The organism is Pseudomonas sp. OIL-1 (genome assembly GCF_010669185.1).
GTDB classification, from domain to species: Bacteria; Pseudomonadota; Gammaproteobacteria; order Pseudomonadales; family Pseudomonadaceae; genus Halopseudomonas; species Halopseudomonas profundi.
The window spans coordinates 874,534-889,487 of record NZ_CP048629.1; the positions used below are offsets into that span (position 1 = coordinate 874,534).

General features: G+C 59.6%; 17 protein-coding genes. 5 read left to right on the forward strand and 12 right to left on the reverse strand.

All coding sequences use genetic code 11. The annotated features are described in order from the left end of the window. Window positions 1–94: 94 nt before the first annotated feature. Both G3M63_RS03955 and G3M63_RS03960 read right to left on the reverse strand, forming a co-directional pair. Window positions 95–316 (reverse strand): heavy-metal-associated domain-containing protein, encoded by a 222-nt coding sequence (locus G3M63_RS03955; RefSeq protein WP_163981918.1) that lies wholly within the window; start codon window positions 314–316, stop codon window positions 95–97. Between the two features lie 93 nt (window positions 317–409). Continuing rightward, the gene (locus tag G3M63_RS03960; RefSeq protein ID WP_150299839.1) at window positions 410–949 is read right to left on the reverse strand and encodes a type 1 glutamine amidotransferase domain-containing protein; all 540 of its coding nucleotides are present in this window, start codon (window positions 947–949) and stop codon (window positions 410–412) included. 133 nt (window positions 950–1,082) lie between these two features. Between G3M63_RS03960 and G3M63_RS03965 the strand changes: the two genes are divergently transcribed. Beyond that, entirely contained in the window at window positions 1,083–1,742 is a 660-nt protein-coding gene (locus tag G3M63_RS03965) for an acetoacetate decarboxylase family protein (RefSeq protein ID WP_163981919.1), read from the forward strand. Here the strand turns inward: G3M63_RS03965 and G3M63_RS03970 are convergent. From G3M63_RS03970 to G3M63_RS04005, 8 genes are all read right to left on the reverse strand, one after another. Continuing rightward, window positions 1,721–3,172: an FAD-dependent oxidoreductase gene (locus G3M63_RS03970; RefSeq protein ID WP_163981920.1), complete on the reverse strand. Its 1,452-nt coding sequence runs from the start codon at window positions 3,170–3,172 to the stop codon at window positions 1,721–1,723. The two genes, G3M63_RS03965 and G3M63_RS03970, sit on opposite strands and share 22 nt — an antisense overlap. Window positions 3,173–3,232: 60 nt before the next feature. Further along, on the reverse strand, window positions 3,233–3,796 hold the full coding sequence (locus G3M63_RS03975) for a hypothetical protein (protein WP_163981921.1): 564 nt from the start codon (window positions 3,794–3,796) through the stop codon (window positions 3,233–3,235). 49 nt (window positions 3,797–3,845) lie between these two features. Then, window positions 3,846–4,361: a DUF1440 domain-containing protein gene (locus G3M63_RS03980; RefSeq protein WP_163981922.1), complete on the reverse strand. Its 516-nt coding sequence runs from the start codon at window positions 4,359–4,361 to the stop codon at window positions 3,846–3,848. A 174-nt stretch (window positions 4,362–4,535) separates the two neighbouring features. Continuing rightward, window positions 4,536–5,147: a membrane integrity-associated transporter subunit PqiC gene (locus tag G3M63_RS03985; RefSeq protein ID WP_150299844.1), complete on the reverse strand. Its 612-nt coding sequence runs from the start codon at window positions 5,145–5,147 to the stop codon at window positions 4,536–4,538. Beyond that, on the reverse strand, window positions 5,144–6,823 hold the full coding sequence (locus G3M63_RS03990; RefSeq protein ID WP_163981923.1) for an intermembrane transport protein PqiB: 1,680 nt from the start codon (window positions 6,821–6,823) through the stop codon (window positions 5,144–5,146). Before G3M63_RS03990 ends, G3M63_RS03985 begins: the two co-directional genes overlap by 4 nt. After that, the gene (locus G3M63_RS03995; protein ID WP_150299846.1) at window positions 6,807–7,430 is read right to left on the reverse strand and encodes a paraquat-inducible protein A; all 624 of its coding nucleotides are present in this window, start codon (window positions 7,428–7,430) and stop codon (window positions 6,807–6,809) included. Before G3M63_RS03995 ends, G3M63_RS03990 begins: the two co-directional genes overlap by 17 nt. Beyond that, window positions 7,427–8,032: a paraquat-inducible protein A gene (locus G3M63_RS04000; protein WP_163981924.1), complete on the reverse strand. Its 606-nt coding sequence runs from the start codon at window positions 8,030–8,032 to the stop codon at window positions 7,427–7,429. The genes G3M63_RS03995 and G3M63_RS04000 overlap by 4 nt, the downstream gene beginning before the upstream one ends. Window positions 8,033–8,144: 112 nt before the next feature. Next, a complete protein-coding gene (locus tag G3M63_RS04005; protein WP_178100941.1) occupies window positions 8,145–8,669 on the reverse strand; it encodes a cytochrome b in 525 nt (174 codons plus the stop codon). A gap of 63 nt (window positions 8,670–8,732) precedes the next feature. On the opposite strand from G3M63_RS04005, the gene G3M63_RS04010 reads away from it, so the two are divergent. After that, window positions 8,733–9,095 (forward strand): hypothetical protein, encoded by a 363-nt coding sequence (locus G3M63_RS04010; protein WP_163981925.1) that lies wholly within the window; start codon window positions 8,733–8,735, stop codon window positions 9,093–9,095. A gap of 15 nt (window positions 9,096–9,110) precedes the next feature. On the opposite strand, the gene G3M63_RS04015 is transcribed toward G3M63_RS04010, so the two are convergent. Further along, on the reverse strand, window positions 9,111–9,656 hold the full coding sequence (locus G3M63_RS04015; RefSeq protein ID WP_163981926.1) for a glutathione peroxidase: 546 nt from the start codon (window positions 9,654–9,656) through the stop codon (window positions 9,111–9,113). A gap of 176 nt (window positions 9,657–9,832) precedes the next feature. On the opposite strand from G3M63_RS04015, the gene G3M63_RS04020 reads away from it, so the two are divergent. Continuing rightward, the gene (locus tag G3M63_RS04020; protein ID WP_163981927.1) at window positions 9,833–10,195 is read left to right on the forward strand and encodes a hypothetical protein; all 363 of its coding nucleotides are present in this window, start codon (window positions 9,833–9,835) and stop codon (window positions 10,193–10,195) included. A gap of 99 nt (window positions 10,196–10,294) precedes the next feature. Here G3M63_RS04020 and G3M63_RS04025 read toward each other — a convergent pair whose 3' ends face one another. Beyond that, window positions 10,295–10,837, reverse strand: coding sequence for a trypsin-like peptidase domain-containing protein (locus tag G3M63_RS04025; RefSeq protein WP_163981928.1), 543 nt, complete (start codon window positions 10,835–10,837; stop codon window positions 10,295–10,297). A 1,159-nt stretch (window positions 10,838–11,996) separates the two neighbouring features. On the opposite strand from G3M63_RS04025, the gene nirB reads away from it, so the two are divergent. Both nirB and nirD read left to right on the forward strand, forming a co-directional pair. Next, window positions 11,997–14,558 (forward strand): nitrite reductase large subunit NirB, encoded by a 2,562-nt coding sequence (gene nirB / locus G3M63_RS04030; RefSeq protein ID WP_163981929.1) that lies wholly within the window; start codon window positions 11,997–11,999, stop codon window positions 14,556–14,558. After that, entirely contained in the window at window positions 14,555–14,926 is a 372-nt protein-coding gene (gene nirD, locus G3M63_RS04035) for a nitrite reductase small subunit NirD (protein ID WP_150299853.1), read from the forward strand. Before nirB ends, nirD begins: the two co-directional genes overlap by 4 nt. The last annotated feature ends 28 nt before the right edge of the window (window positions 14,927–14,954 follow it).

Below are 14,954 nucleotides of genomic sequence, written 5' to 3' on the forward strand. Positions count from 1 at the left end.
CTATGATTCAGCGCAGCCGAGGGAGTTCCGGACATGCCTGCCGACAAGGCGCGCTAGGCAGTTCAGGCAGGCAGCGCGCTGCCTGAACCGGACCTCAAGCTGGCTTGGCCGATTCGTCCACCGTGGCGGGATACCCGGCGTCCTTGAGGGCTGCAGTCAGCGCTGACGAGTCCGCGCTGCCTTCGACGGTCGCCCGCCCTGCGTCAAGATCCACTGCCACATCGTTCACGCCAGGCACCTCGTTCAGCGCTTTGGTGACATGTTTGACGCACGAACCACAGTTCATACCTTCGACTTGTAGAAAAACGGTGCTCATAGCTTGCTCCTCAATCACGCCGGCAATCGACAGGCTTCAATCCTCCTCCTTGACACCATGTCATGGTCAAGCCCCGCACGAAGCGACGACGCCCTAACCTCCCAGGGCAGACACAAGCGCCTTGTTGAACGCGTCCAGATCGTCGGGTTTGCGGCTACTGATCAGCTTGCCGTCTACAACCACTTCCTTATCGACCCAGTCGGCGCCAGCGTTGCGCAGATCGTCAGCCAGCGATGGCCAGCTGGTCATGGTCTTGCCGCGTACCAGGTCGGTCGAAGCGAGAATCCAACCGCCGTGGCAGATCACTGCGATGACCTTGTCGGCGCCGGCTGCTCCGCTAACCAGAAGTTTGGCCGATTCTTCCAGGCGAATATTGTCGCCATTGACCACACCGCCGGGTAGCACGATGGCGTCATAGTCTTCAATCTTCGCCGCATCGAAGGTCTTGTCCACATCGAAGTCATCCGCGGGATCCGTGTGATTCCAGCCTTTCACCTTGCCGCTCGTGTTCGACAGAATCTCGGTTGTCGCGCCGGCGTCTTCAAGCGCTTGTTTGGGGCCAGTCAGCTCAACCTGCTCGAAGCCGTCGGTGACCAACAGGGCGACGCGTTTGCCGTTCAGGGAATTGCTCATTACAGCCTCCAGTTATGAAACAGTGTTCCTGTTACGACAGGGACCACAATGAAAGTTCATGCCGCCCATCCCGCCGGGATCCACAGCGCTCATAACGGGTCTTATTGGTTACAGGCAACCATTGGGGTGGCATATGCAATCATCCGGAATCGAAAACATCGCTGAACATGACATACCGCCGGCGCCATGGCAGCTACAGGGTTCGGCCTGTGTTTCGCTGTGGCGACTGCCAACCGAGGCGTTGCCGGACCCTGCACCAGGCATTCGCTTTGTCGACGTGGCTGGCCACACGCTGGTCGCAACCCTGTGGGCCCGCTACGCACCTGGCGGCACGCTGAGCTACGACGAGCTGGCGGTTGCGGTAATGGCGCGCGGCGCAGGCCTGCTCAACCCGGCCTGCAGCATTATCAATATCTGGGTCAGCGATCCGCTTGCAGCCGCAGGCGGCAGACGCCTCTGGGCCATACCCAAGGAGTTAGCGAATTTCGCGGGCGAACTCTCTGCGCTCGGCCGGGGCGCGGCAGTGCGGGCTACAGACCAGCAAGGCAATACGCTCGCCTCGCTGCAGTTTGAATCGCGCTTTGATATTCCCGGTACGCTGCCGCTGCAGGGTTTTACCATTCAAAGCGGCGCAGGCGGACCGATCCGCACCCGATGCGCTGTCAAAGGCAAGGCACGTTCAGGCCGTGCACTGTGGGACTTTCCTGCATCCGGACCCCTGGCATTCCTGCATGGCCGAACCCCATTTGTCAGCCTGGGAATGGATTCGCTTCAGGGGCGTTTCGGGTTATAGCCGCCCTGCACCCGCTGGCGGTCGCCGCTGTCCCGGCGCAGCAGGCGCCCTATCCCGCCCGGAACCGGTAAAGGCTTGGCCAGCGCAGCACCCACGCCGCGCTCGGCAAGCACGGCTTCGGCGGCCATGGCCCCGGCGCGGACTGCACTTTCCATGCAGAACGGCAATCCGGTATCGATCCAGTCTCCGGCGAGAAACAGACCGCGCTCCACACGCGTGGCGGGACGCAATTCCTCGATCCCAGGCAGCGCACAGGGAATCGACATTGGAATTCGGTGTACCGCCTGCGCGATCAGCCGAGCCTGCTTGACCTGCGGCGCGAAGTCGGCGATTTCCTCGATGGTGGCGCTGATGATCTCCGCGTCGGACAGATGCGCTACCCGATCACTGTAAATGATGTTGGTGGCGATCATTGAGCCAGGGCCGGTGCTACTGGTGCGTACATTCGACAAGTCGTAAAAGTCGGTATTGAGCTCGTCTGGCGACCAGGGCCGCGCCCAGAAGGGCGTTTCAGTGATTTTGCGATCAAACCATAAATAGCAGCTGATATAAGGGCTGGGCCGAAAGCGCCGCGATACTGAAACCAGCGGATGGGTATCAGGGAGCAGTGCAGCGATCGCCGTGGGCGGCACGGCCAGCACGATGCTCGGTGCATCGATCTGGCTTCCGTCTGCCAGCGCAACCCCCACCGGATGGCCGCTGCGATAAACCACCGAATCGGCGGGATTATTCAGCCTGACTTCGCCGCCGCGCTTTTCGATATACCGAATGGCAGGCCAGGCGTATAGATCATTCAGGCCTGTCTGCGAGATGCCAAAAGCCACGTCGTTGTGGCCCAGCGCCTGAGCAATTATTCGCATCAGCGCCGCCGCCGAACAGTCTTCTATCGGCACATTGAGAAAAGCGATTGCCGCCGAGGCCCAGAACCAGTCGATAAATTCGGGGCTCACGCCCATCTCTTCCAGGTAATCGCGTCCGGTACGCTGGTCCAGCGCCAGCAGATCATCACCGGTACTGCGCAGCACCTGCCAGCCGACCCGGCTATTAGTCAGCAAGCGGCGCAAGGGTACGCTCGGCAGGATACGCCTGAGGTTACGCACCCAGTGCAAGGGTGCCGGCAAACCGCCGACCTTGAAGTGAATGGGCCGATGTTTGTCGACCACGGTGAGCAGTTCGTCGGTCTGCCAGTAGATATGGCCGGCGGTGCCCAGTCGTTCCAGCCAGGCCAGCATATTGCTATATTTGTTCAGCAGGACATGCGGGCCGATATCCACAACGTCGCCGGTCTCCGGATCGGTCCAGCTGCGGGCCCTGCCGCCGGGAATGTCAGCCGCTTCGAGCACAAGCACGCGCAGCCCGTTGTCAGCCAGCAAGGTTGCACAGGCCAGCCCAGCCACGCCGGCCCCTATGACGAGCACATCAGGCCGCATACATCGACCGGTCAAAAATCCCAACGTCGTTCACAACCCGCCCCGTTTCTGCTGGTTTACCTAGCCGCGGCTCTTGCCCTCATCGATGGCTTTCTGAAGATCCTCATCGGACAGCAGCCGCACATCGGGGTCGGCTGCACTCGCATCGCCTGGCGAAAAGTGGAGTTTTTCCATATAAGGCGTCGGTTGCTTGCGTCGGTAGTTAAGAAACTCTTCGGCATAGTACGACCGCGCCTCATCGACGTTTTTCGCGCCGGTCACGATGTCATGCATCAGGTTGAGCGCGAGCATATTGGCCTGCTCGTCATGGCAGCGAGCCGACACCTCGCCCGAGGTCCGCTCTATTTTGATGCTTCCATCGAACGCGGCAAGATCGCTGAACTTGTCGACCGGGACCCGATAGTCGATGAATGTCGCGACCGAATCGATGTGCTCAGTCGGGAAGTTGTGCTTGAAATAGGCCTTGGTGGCGACAATACGTTTCCAGGGTTCGCGCTGGTGCCATACAAATTGCGAATCGGTGACCTCATCGGGCTCACCATGCTGATCGATTACCAGCTGGGCGGCTTCACGTGATTGTTCGGGCCAGCTTTGAATGGTTTGGCTTGCGGATGTTGTGGACATGCCAGGATCTCCGTTCATTTGCGGTTGTTGTCATCTCGCGTTGTTTCGCTCACCTCAGCAGCTTTCTGGCTTGCCTCACGCCGATGTCCAATACCACGCCATACACCAGGTGCGCGAGAAACCCTCGGGCATGGGCTTGCCAGGGATACGCCTGCGGCTTGCCTGACAATCCTGATAGGGCGTTCAGCCCTTCGTCATGCATAAGAAACATCCCGAGCCCGAACAGGGTTCCCTTTCCGGCGCTCAAGGCAGGGACGCTGTCGTATAGCGCTCCATAGACCGCAGCGGGCGCCATACCAAACACATAATGAGCGGATATTCCGGCGGGATGCGGCTGGGTGATTTCCTTTCCGACAGCGCCTGCGACCTTGCTTGCCAGAACGTGGCCAGGGTCCATGCCGCCGGGACGCGCCGCGATTGTGCGCTGTCTGGCCTGTTCAGATTCACGGTTGTATGCAAACCAGTCGACCCGATCCATCACCCAGACAGCCAATGCCCCAGCGGCAGCTCCGGCTACCGCACCAGCCAAGGCATTGGTCGACCTACTTTGATTACGAAAGGACATGAATCCTCCGTTAAGCGTTAGGAACTCTAAGGGATATGACCTTCAAATTGAGAGCAGCTCTGGACAGGGGAGTTCACCCAGGGCGTAGATAATGCCTACCTTCCATCGCGATCTAGGGTCTGTGAAGCAAACGGCGGCTTGAGCACACCGTCTGCCTGATACGCGTTGGTGGCCCTAGGGACAGGTTGCTGCGCTACTGGAGGCCCATCGGCGCGCTGTTTCGGCCATCTCATCGGCGAGCGCAGCGATGGCGTGCTGATGCGCCCGCACCAGGCTTTCCACCTCAACGCCGGCTGGCTGTTCGACCACGCTGGCGCAGGTCAGGCGACGGCGTTCGCTATCCGGGCTGCTCAGCTCCAGGCTCCACACCACATCCAGCGCAGCATGCCGGCCGGGCAAGGAATCAAAGCGGCGCACATCGGCACGTACGCTCAATACCGGCTGACCCGTGGTGCCGGGCAGGCCGGCGAGATCGCGGACGCCGAAGCGCTGTTCCAGCTCGAAGGCCAGGGCGTCGTGAAATTCGTCAGCCGGCGGAGACGCCCAGAGTGCGCTTTCCAGAATCAGCAGCTGACCGTCGCTTTCCCGCACTACCAGACTGGGCTGATCCACCTGCAGCGGGATGCGCACGGGCATGACTTGCAGCTGAAAATCCGCCGGCGCGGCGCTCTGCGCGCTGGCCTTCGGTTGCACAGGGATCAGGGTGTGATAGCGAACCGGGGATGCGGTGCAGGCAACCAGCGTGGACAGGCCGCAGACAAGTAACAGGCGAAAAGACAGGTTCATGGCTGGGGCTCCGGGTTAAGTTCACGCGAGGTGGCGCCACCTTCGAAGCTGCCCGGCGCGGCGCCGTCGTTCCGCCCACGAAGCAGGGCCTCCGGGTGACGGCCAAGGTAATCCGACAAGACCCGTACAGAGCGCACTGCCCGCTGGACTTCCCTGAGGGTGTTGCCCAGCTCCTGACGCTCTGGCGAGTCGGGTGCGAGGGACTGATTGGCGTTCTGCAATGTCTGCTCAGACTGCTCCAATGTGCGCTGTAACTGCGGCAGCACATCGGCGTTGACCTGCTTGAGCGTCGAGCGCAGCTCACTGAGACTGCCATCGAGGTTGTCGACCAGCGACTCGATGGGCAGCCTGCTGAGTTTGTCGACTATCTCCTGGAGCTGATCCTGCAATTTGTCGAATCGGCCGGCAATGGTCGGGATGGTCAGCGGTCGGGCATTGGCATCAAACACGACCGCTGGCGCCTTGCGATCGAAATCGAGCGATATATACAGTTGGCCAGTGAGCAGATTGCCGGTTTTCGCCTGGGCACGCAGGCCCCGCTCTACCAATAGCTGGAACAGGCGAACGGTGTCCTGTTCGGAATCGCTACCAAGACGTTCCAGCAGCTTGTCGTAGGCGTCACCCAGGCGATTCGGATACACCACCGCTCCGACTACCACCGGAAAGCTCTGGCTTTGCTCGTCATAGTCGAGCTTCACTGAAACCACCTGACCAATCGGTACACCGAGAAACTCTACCGGGGCGTCGACATTCAGCCCACGCAGGGTCTGATCAAAGCGCATCTGCACGAAATGAGGCGGGCCATCGCTCGGCGCCATCGCTTGCCGCACATTGTTGTACAGTGTGAACTCCCTGCCCTCTTCCGCCGACATCGCGTTGGGGCTGTAGTTTGGCGCGCGGAAAGCAATACCGCCGGCAAGAATCGCCGACAAGGACTCGGTATTGACCTTCAACCCATCGGCCGCCACTGACACATCGACCCCGCTGGCGTTCCAGAAACGCGTGTCGTCGGTAACGAACTCGTCATAGGGCGCGTTAACAAACACCTGCACTTCGACGCCCTTGCCGTCGCCGGTCAAAGTGTAGGACACCACCTGGCCTACCGGGATCCGGCGGAAATACAGTGGCGAACCGATCCCCAACGAACCCAGATCCCCGGTGCGCAATGTGAAACGTTTACCCTCGACGCCGAATGTCACCGCAGGCGGGGCTTCAAGCCCGAGAAACTCACGGCGAGTCTCAGTTGCCTGACCAGGGTCGGCGCCGATGTATGCACCCGATAACAGCGTACCAATGCCCGACACGCCGCTGGCACCGATACGCGGGCGGACCACCCAGAAATGCGCATCCTCGCGGGTGAAGGGTTCGGTTCCCTGGTCAAGATCAATGGTCGCAACCACGCGGGTCTGATCCTCGGTCAGGTTGATCCCGGTCACCCGGCCGATCACCACGTTCTTGTATTTGACCTCGGTCTTGTTGGCCTCGAGACCTTCGGCTGTTTCGAAGCTCACGGTGATTTGCGGCCCCGCCGACAGCCAGCTTTGCACCACCATTGAAAGTCCGACCAGGGCCGCCACGATCGGCACCAGCCAGATCAGCGAAATACGCACACGACGCTGCCTTATTTCAGGGTGTCCGGCACTCGAAGCGGCGTTATGCTCAGGCGTGTCTGTCATCGTTTATCTCTGCATCCCATATCAGTCGCGGATCGAAAGTCATCGCGGCGATCATCGTCAGGACGACAACCAGACCGAAAAACAATATGCCCAGCCGCGGCTCAATGGTGCTCAAGGCGCGAAACTGCACCAGGGCGGCCACCAGCGCAACGACCAGAACGTCCAGCATCGACCAGTAGCCGATAGTCTCAATGAAGCGATACAACCGCGCTCGCTCGCGCATGGCCCAGCGACTGCGGCGCTGGACCGTCACCAACAGCACTCCAAGCACCAGGAATTTTGCGCAGGGGACCACTACGCTCGCGATAAAAATGATCACTGCGATATCCCACGAGCCATCCCGCCAGAATTCAATCACCCCGCTGAGGATGGTGTTTTCGCTGCCACTGCCGAACATGTCGGTATACATGACCGGAAGCAGATTGGCGGGCACGTACAGGATCAGCGCCGTGATCAGCAGCGCCCAGGTTCGGGCAAGGCTGTCTGGCTTGCGGTGATGCAATAGCGCATCGCAGCGCGGACATTCGATAGCTCCCGACTGACACACCTGACCACAATCGTGACACAGCTGCAGGTCCAGTTCGCTGGCAAAGGGGGGTGAACTCATCGCACCGGTACCTGTAGCTCATTCCACAAGTCCCGCACATCCCGGCCGCTGATGAGGATAATCAACACCGTAAGCATGGCCATCGCCCACAGGCCGAGACCGGCATGCACCTCCAGCATGCCCGCCAGCTTGATGATGGCGATCAGGATGCCCAGCAGACAGACCTCGAGCATGCTCCACGGGCGCAGATGCTCCAGCGCGCGCATGCAGGTGCGAAAGCCCGGCGCTATGCGCCCGCTGCGGGCGTGATAGAGCACCCATCCGAGCAGAATGATCTGCAATGCGGGCGCGAAGATAATGCTCAAGCCAGTGACCAGCGCGATGATGGTGATGCGACCTTCAGCCAGGGCTTCGACACTCGCCCACAGGGTGGCCTCATTGCTCAGTCCCTGCATGCTTATCTCGACAATGGGAAAGGCGTTGGCCAGCATGAACAGAATCGCCGCGGCAACGGTAAGCGCCAGCAGCTGATCGGTAGTCAGATGCCGGCCGCGCTCCAGCAGCGCACCGCAACGCTGGCAGTGCGCGGTTTGCTTCGGGGCCAGCGCCGGACGTTGATATACCGAATCGCAGTGTTCGCAAATGATCAGTTGAGGCTGCATACCACTTCCGCAGTGAGGAACGTCCCGTTGACCACCATGCTCGGATTTACTGATGGCCGATCAGAGCGGAAGAATAACTGAACGGAACGCGTGTTGCTCGTGTAGCCAAGGATCAGAGCATCCTTTTGATGGTGTCGTCGCGCAGGGCCCAGTGATGATAGAACGCGGCGATAGTGTGCCCTAGCACCATTCCCAGAAATAGCCAGGCAAGCGGTGAGTGCACGCTACCAATATTGGCCAGCCACGGCGTTTCGATGTCGGTACGTTCGGCCAGTTCCATTCCAAAAACGGTTAATCCGTAGCCATTGCCTAGCATGTAAGAGATACCGGTGACGGGCATCAGCAACATGATGACGTACAACACGAAGTGCCCCAGGCGGACAAAGGGTGCCGTGGGGCCGCGGTGGACGGGGCGATGCCCGAGCTGACTCAGCACCCACGCGATGCGTAGTACAACCAGCGTCAACACCAGCACGCCAATGGAGACATGCCACGGGCCGAAGTTATCGCCCAGCCAGTGTTCGCCCTCGCCTATCCGGTCTGTCAGTTTGAAGAACTGCTGAATGATCAGCAGTGTCATCAGCCAGTGGAACCAGCGCGTGACGCTGCCGTAGCGGGTGGAGTTGTCATGCAGCATATCGAGCTCCAGTCGGTTACATGCCCTAGGGCAAGCTGGATTGCGCCGCCGTAGGGAGCACGGATGAGATTGAGTATAGGCTCTGCGCGACAGTCGCGCCCCAGGCGAGCCACTCATCGCATTCTGCACGCATGTCTGGAAGCGCCCATCTGTTTTTTTACGGCAGAACATGCCGCAAGACCAGGCTTTGGTTCGCAGTCCGCCATGTCCGCCCGGCTGCGGCGAGCGCCCGATCACCGGCGGTCCGCCGGTATCAATGGCGCCAGCTGGGCGCCGCGCATCCGGATGGACGAAGCGGGTGATGGGCTGAGCCAGAAACAACTCGCCGTGCTGGTCGGTGAGGACGGCTCGACACTGGTCCGGCTGATCGACCAGCTGATCGGAGCTGGAGCACCCACAGTGGTCGGCCTTGACGGCGCGGGTTGATATCGCCCGACGGGGTTACTTTCTGGCTAGCTCGGCGTCAATGACTTCCTGAATGCGCGCGTCTTCGGGTGCCACATCCGGCGCGAAGCGGGCAACCACCTTGCCATCCCGGGAAACAACAAACTTTTCGAAATTCCACAGCACCTCGGGCTCAGCGTTGGTCTGGATACCGAAACCGGAGAGACGATCCCGCATCGGACCCTCGCCAGTGGCACGCGGCAGCGCCTCGGTCAACTGGCTGTAGAGCGGATGGCGATCCTCTCCGGCCACCGAAATCTTGCTGAATAAAGGGAACTGAACCTTGTAGGTCAGGGTGCAGAACTCCTGGATCTCGGCATCGGTGCCGGGCTCCTGCTCCTTGAAATTGTTGGCTGGGAATCCCAGCACTTCGAGACCCTCGGCGCGGCGGTTCTCGTACAGCTTCTCCAGTCCCTCGTACTGTGGCGTCAGACCGCATTTGGACGCCACGTTGACGACCAGCAACACCTTGCCTTTGTAAGGTGCGAGCGTGGTCTGTTCGCCATCGATGGATTGCACGGGAATATCATAGATTGATGCCATGGCTATTTTCCTGGTCAGAAGCAATGAAGATTTCGACTGTACCGGTTTCACCGCACCGCGCAAGCTCAAGCTCATCGGCCATAACCCTATCGCAAGCCAATCGTCGAATTGTCCAGCACATGAATGTCATAGTGATATCATTGCGGCATCGTACGTATCGGTGGTGGAGCAACGGCATGGCAATTTACAAGGTAGAGCAGGGCCAGTTGGTCTGGGTGGCAAACGACCTCGAGCATATCGTCGGCGCCGACTGGCAGGACGAGGACGATTCCAATGATGAATTTTTCGGCAGGCTGGGCTTCGGCAAATATGACGAAGTACTGGACGTCTACACCATGTATCGCCGCTGGGAAAAGGGCGGGCAGGAGGAAATGGCCGGTGCGCGCTGGATGTTCGACGTCAACATAGATGGCGACAACTTCGACCTTATCCTGGTCGATTCCTTACCAGGCTATCTCACGGTCATGTCTATGCTCGAACCGGTGGTTAACCATGTCCTGCGCCAGCAGGGCCGACCGCCGCTACCCGAACGCCGTTGAGGGCCCGCATGCCGGGGATCACCGCTTTTGTTCCCCGACATCGCGACCATCCAACCCAGCCGAGCACATGCCTGGTTGGCTATCGATAATCCATTGCGGTCAGTCCGAACTCGCAAACAAGCTGTCTGGCGCTTTGTCGTCCTCGGCTCTTCGCGCCTGGATAACCTGATACCGCTCCCACTCCTTCCGGATCTCCTCATAAGGCATGTAAAAGCTCAGGCGATCGCCATGGGCCGCACTGAGAGGATCATGCGTATCGGAGAAGATCACATCTGTCCCCATACCCAGGGTCATTCCGAGCACTTGTCCATCTGCGCCATAAACAGGTCCGCCGGACATTCCTTTAACTACGGGCGCATCGTGAACAGCCGCAAGCACTTCCGGCGGATGGTCGCGGATAACAACCCGAGTGGATTTCGCCGTACCCCTACCCTGGACTGTTATCAGAAAGGGGCTCACACCCGAGGCGATCACTTCTTCTCCCGGGACTGCATTTCGCCATTGCGGCGCGCCGTCCTCCGCCTTGCGTTTGAGGAATACCAGATCACAGCCCGATGTACATTGATGAGCGACATTAGTGAGAAACGGCGTATGTCGCGTGGTCACCGCGTACTCTTCGTTCCACTGAGTAGCAGTGGCCATAAAGAACCCGGGTGCAGGAAAACCAGACAACACAACAGAGCGCCCCTGCGGCTCGTTTATTGGAGACACTGGAACCGGAATACCGTTACAACCGGTAATCAACATTACCGGAATCGAGACTAAAAGAGCACAGGACAGCTTTCTTATGAAATACGCCGCAGATACAGAGATAGATAAGGACACGTTTTCACCCTCTATTGTTATTTACGTAATCCCTTCCGCCTGCTTCCTTTAGATAGATAACCAACAGATGCGCAACAAGCCATTCACCGTGCCGGCCATCGTATCCAGCCGACTCCACTCACTACCTTTGCAAACCCGGACAGCCGCCCACCAAAAAGCTCGAAATCGCTGTTTCGTTTATGCCCGGCTTAGCAGGCAAAGCAGCTGATCAGTCCATGAACAAGGCTATCCGCGCGCCATACAGGATGTAGTTCCGATATAGCTCTAACTGAAGTGACACCGGGCGAGGCAACAACATTACCTCCGGAACAACGTGGAAAGTTTCAAAAATGGATATATAAATGATTAACTATCCGCACTTTCCAAACCGAGAAAGTTTAGCAATCCAACTTTTTCAGACCCTATCGGTTGTAGCGTTAGGCACCCTTGATGTTTGCTAACTAGTCGTCACTTTTCCGTCAACAGCGCTGGCTTAAATAAAGACCGGGCGTTTCGATATCAGTTCAATGCCGGGTGAAATCGTTTCGATACTCGTGAGCCACTAGTCACTGGCGTAGCCTTCGCTGCACTATCTTCGCTCAGCATCATGCTCAGGCCCCAACATGGCGCACCAATACCGGGAAGCGAGGCGTCGAACCGCACCCTTATGGTTCATCGTCTTGCACCATGGGAGGTCTACCGGTGCCGGTGCGCATCGTTCATATTTTTTCTTCCCTGGCCAGAACCCGCGTCATTAACGGCTCGCGCAAAGCTCAACGGGATGACCGAAGGGTGCAGGCCATCCCTGGCACGCTCCTTGCTCAACCCTTAGTAAGCTTGCCAGGCCAACCAGCCGTCGCCCCCTCTCCTTTACATAACCACCCAGGGGTGATCAAGCCGGTCCGCGCCGTGGCGTTAATAACGATATCCGGGACAGATCGAAGCCTGAGCCGCTTTGAGACTCAGCGTTCCGGATTGCCTTGACTGAGGAAAGGCCATGAAAGCTGACATTTCATCCATCAAGAGCGAAACGCTAGTCATCATCGGTAACGGTATGGTTGGCCATCACTGCGTGGAACAATTGATCGAACGCGGTGCCATGGCGCATTACGATATTCATGTGTATGGCGAGGAGCGCCAGCGCGCCTATGACCGTGTGCATCTATCGGAGTATTTCGGTGGGCGTGATGCGGAGTCCTTGGCGCTGTGCGAAGCAGACCTGTATGGCACCCACGGCGTGCACCTGCACCTTGGTGTCCAGGTGCTGGATATCGATCGCGACAATCAGGAAATCGTTACCAGCGCCGGGCGTCAGCGCTATGATCGCCTGGTCCTGGCCACCGGCTCCTTTCCCTTTGTACCGCCGATTCCGGGTGCCGAAGGCAACTCCCGCCTGGTGTACCGCACGCTGGATGACCTGGATGCAATCCGCGACGCCTCAGCCAAAGCTCGCCGCGGCGTGGTGGTTGGTGGCGGCCTGCTTGGGCTGGAAGCCGCCAATGCGTTGAAGTCACTGGGCCTTGAAGCACACGTGGTGGAATTCGCTCCGCGGCTGATGCCGGTACAGCTGGACGACCTGGGCGGCGCCGCACTTAAGGCAAGGATCGAGGCGCTTGGCGTCGGCGTACACCTTTCGCGTGCTACCAGCGAAATCGTCCCGGGCGAGGAATACGCCTACCGGATGAACTTCAACGACGGTGAATATCTTGAAACTGACCTGATCGTCTTCTCCGCCGGCATCCGCCCACAGGATGCGCTGGCGCGCAGCGCAAGCCTGGAAGTGGGCGAGCGTGGCGGGGTAATCATCGATGACGATTTCCGCAGCAGCGACCCGACCATCTACGCCATCGGTGAGTGCGCCTCCTGGAATGGCAGCTGCTTTGGCCTGGTAGCCCCCGGCTACAGCATGGCGCGCAACCTGGCGTTACAGCTGGTTGGCGAGCAGCACGAAGCCTTCTCCGGCGCCGACATGTCGACCAAGCTCAAACTGCTCGGCGTTGACGTGGGGTCAATCGGTGATGCGCACGCCGCCACACCGGGTGCGAAAAGCTATCGCTATATCGATGAAGCCAACAACAGCTATCGCCGGCTTGTCGTATCCGCCGACAACAGCACCGTTATCGGCGCGGTTCTGGTTGGCGACAACAGTTACTACGACACCCTGCTGCAGTACGCGCAGAACGGCATCAAGCTACCGGCGGACCCGTCCAGCCTGATTCTGCCGCTCTCTGAGGGCGCACCGACGCTGGGCGCCGATGCACTGCCCGATACCGCCACGCTCTGCTCCTGTCACAACGTCAGCAAGGGCGCGGTGTGCTGCGCAGTCGATGCCGGCTGTACCGATCTCGGCGAGCTCAAGGCACAGACCAAGGCCGGGACCGGTTGTGGTGGCTGCGCGGCGCTGGTCAAGCAGGTGTTCGAGCACGAGCTGAGCGCCCGCGGGGTCGAGGTGGACAAGAGCCTCTGCGAGCACTTCGCTCACACCCGTCAGGAGCTGTATGACATTGTCCGGGTGAACAGCATTACCCGCTTTGACGAGCTGCTGGCCAAACACGGTCGCGGTCATATCGGCTGCGATATCTGCAAACCGGCGGTGGGCTCGATTCTCGCTTCCTGCTGGAACCAGCCCATCACCGATCCGACGCTGGTGCCCTTGCAGGACACCAACGACACCTTCATGGCCAACATGCAGAAAAACGGCACCTACTCCATCGTGCCGCGCATCGCCGGTGGCGAAATCACCCCGGACAAGCTGATTACCCTCGGCGCTGTGGCGAAGAAATACGATCTCTATACCAAGATCACCGGCGGCCAGCGTATCGACCTGTTCGGCGCGCAACTTCATCAGCTGCCGGATATCTGGGGCGAGTTGATTGAGGCCGGCTTCGAAACCGGTCATGCCTATGGCAAGTCGCTGCGCACGGTCAAATCCTGCGTCGGCAGCACCTGGTGCCGCTACGGCGTGCAGGACAGCGTCGGCATGGCGATCCGCCTGGAGGATCGCTACAAGGGCCTGCGTGCGCCGCACAAGATCAAGTTCGGCGTCTCCGGCTGTACCCGCGAATGCGCCGAAGCCCAGAGCAAGGACATCGGCGTGATCGCCACTGAAAACGGCTGGAACCTGTACGTTTCTGGCAACGGTGGCATGCGTCCGCGTCACGCGGAGCTGTTCGCCACCGATCTGGATGACGCGACACTGATCCGCTACATCGACCGCTTCCTGATGTTCTACGTGCGCACCGCCGACAAGCTGCAGCGCACCTCGGTATGGCGCGAGAGTCTTGAAGGCGGCCTCGACTATCTCAAGGAAGTCATCATCGACGACAGCCTGGGTCTGGCCGACGAACTCGAGGCGCAGATGCAACTGGTCGTTGATCGCTACGAATGCGAATGGGCCAACGCGATCGCGGATCCGGAGAAACTCAAGCGCTTCCGCACCTTCGTCAACGACCAGCGTGGCGATCCGGACATTCATTTCGTCAAGGAGCGCGGCCAGCCTCGCCCTGCCCGCGCATCCGAACTGCACCTGATTACCGTCACCCAGGAGGCTCTGTCATGACCCAACTGAATATTGATAACACCGCCCGCGCCATCAGCTGGCGCCCCCTTTGCGAACGCCGCGACCTGGTCGCCAACTCAGGCGTGGTGGCCTGGCTTGACGAAGCGCAGGTTGCGCTGTTCCACCTGCCAAGCACGGAACAGGGCGAACAGATATTCGCACTGGAAAACCGCGACCCGAAATCCGGCGCCAATGTCATTGGCCGCGGCATCGTCGGCAACCTCAAGGGCGAGCTGGTAATTGCCTCGCCTTTATACAAGCAGCACTTTCGCCTGAAGGACGGCAGCTGTCTGGAGTATCCCGAACAGCGCCTGCGGGCGTGGCCTGTGCGTCTTAACGGTGATCTGGTGGAAATCGCGGAGGCCTGATGCCTCCGCGACACCTCCTCTTACATAT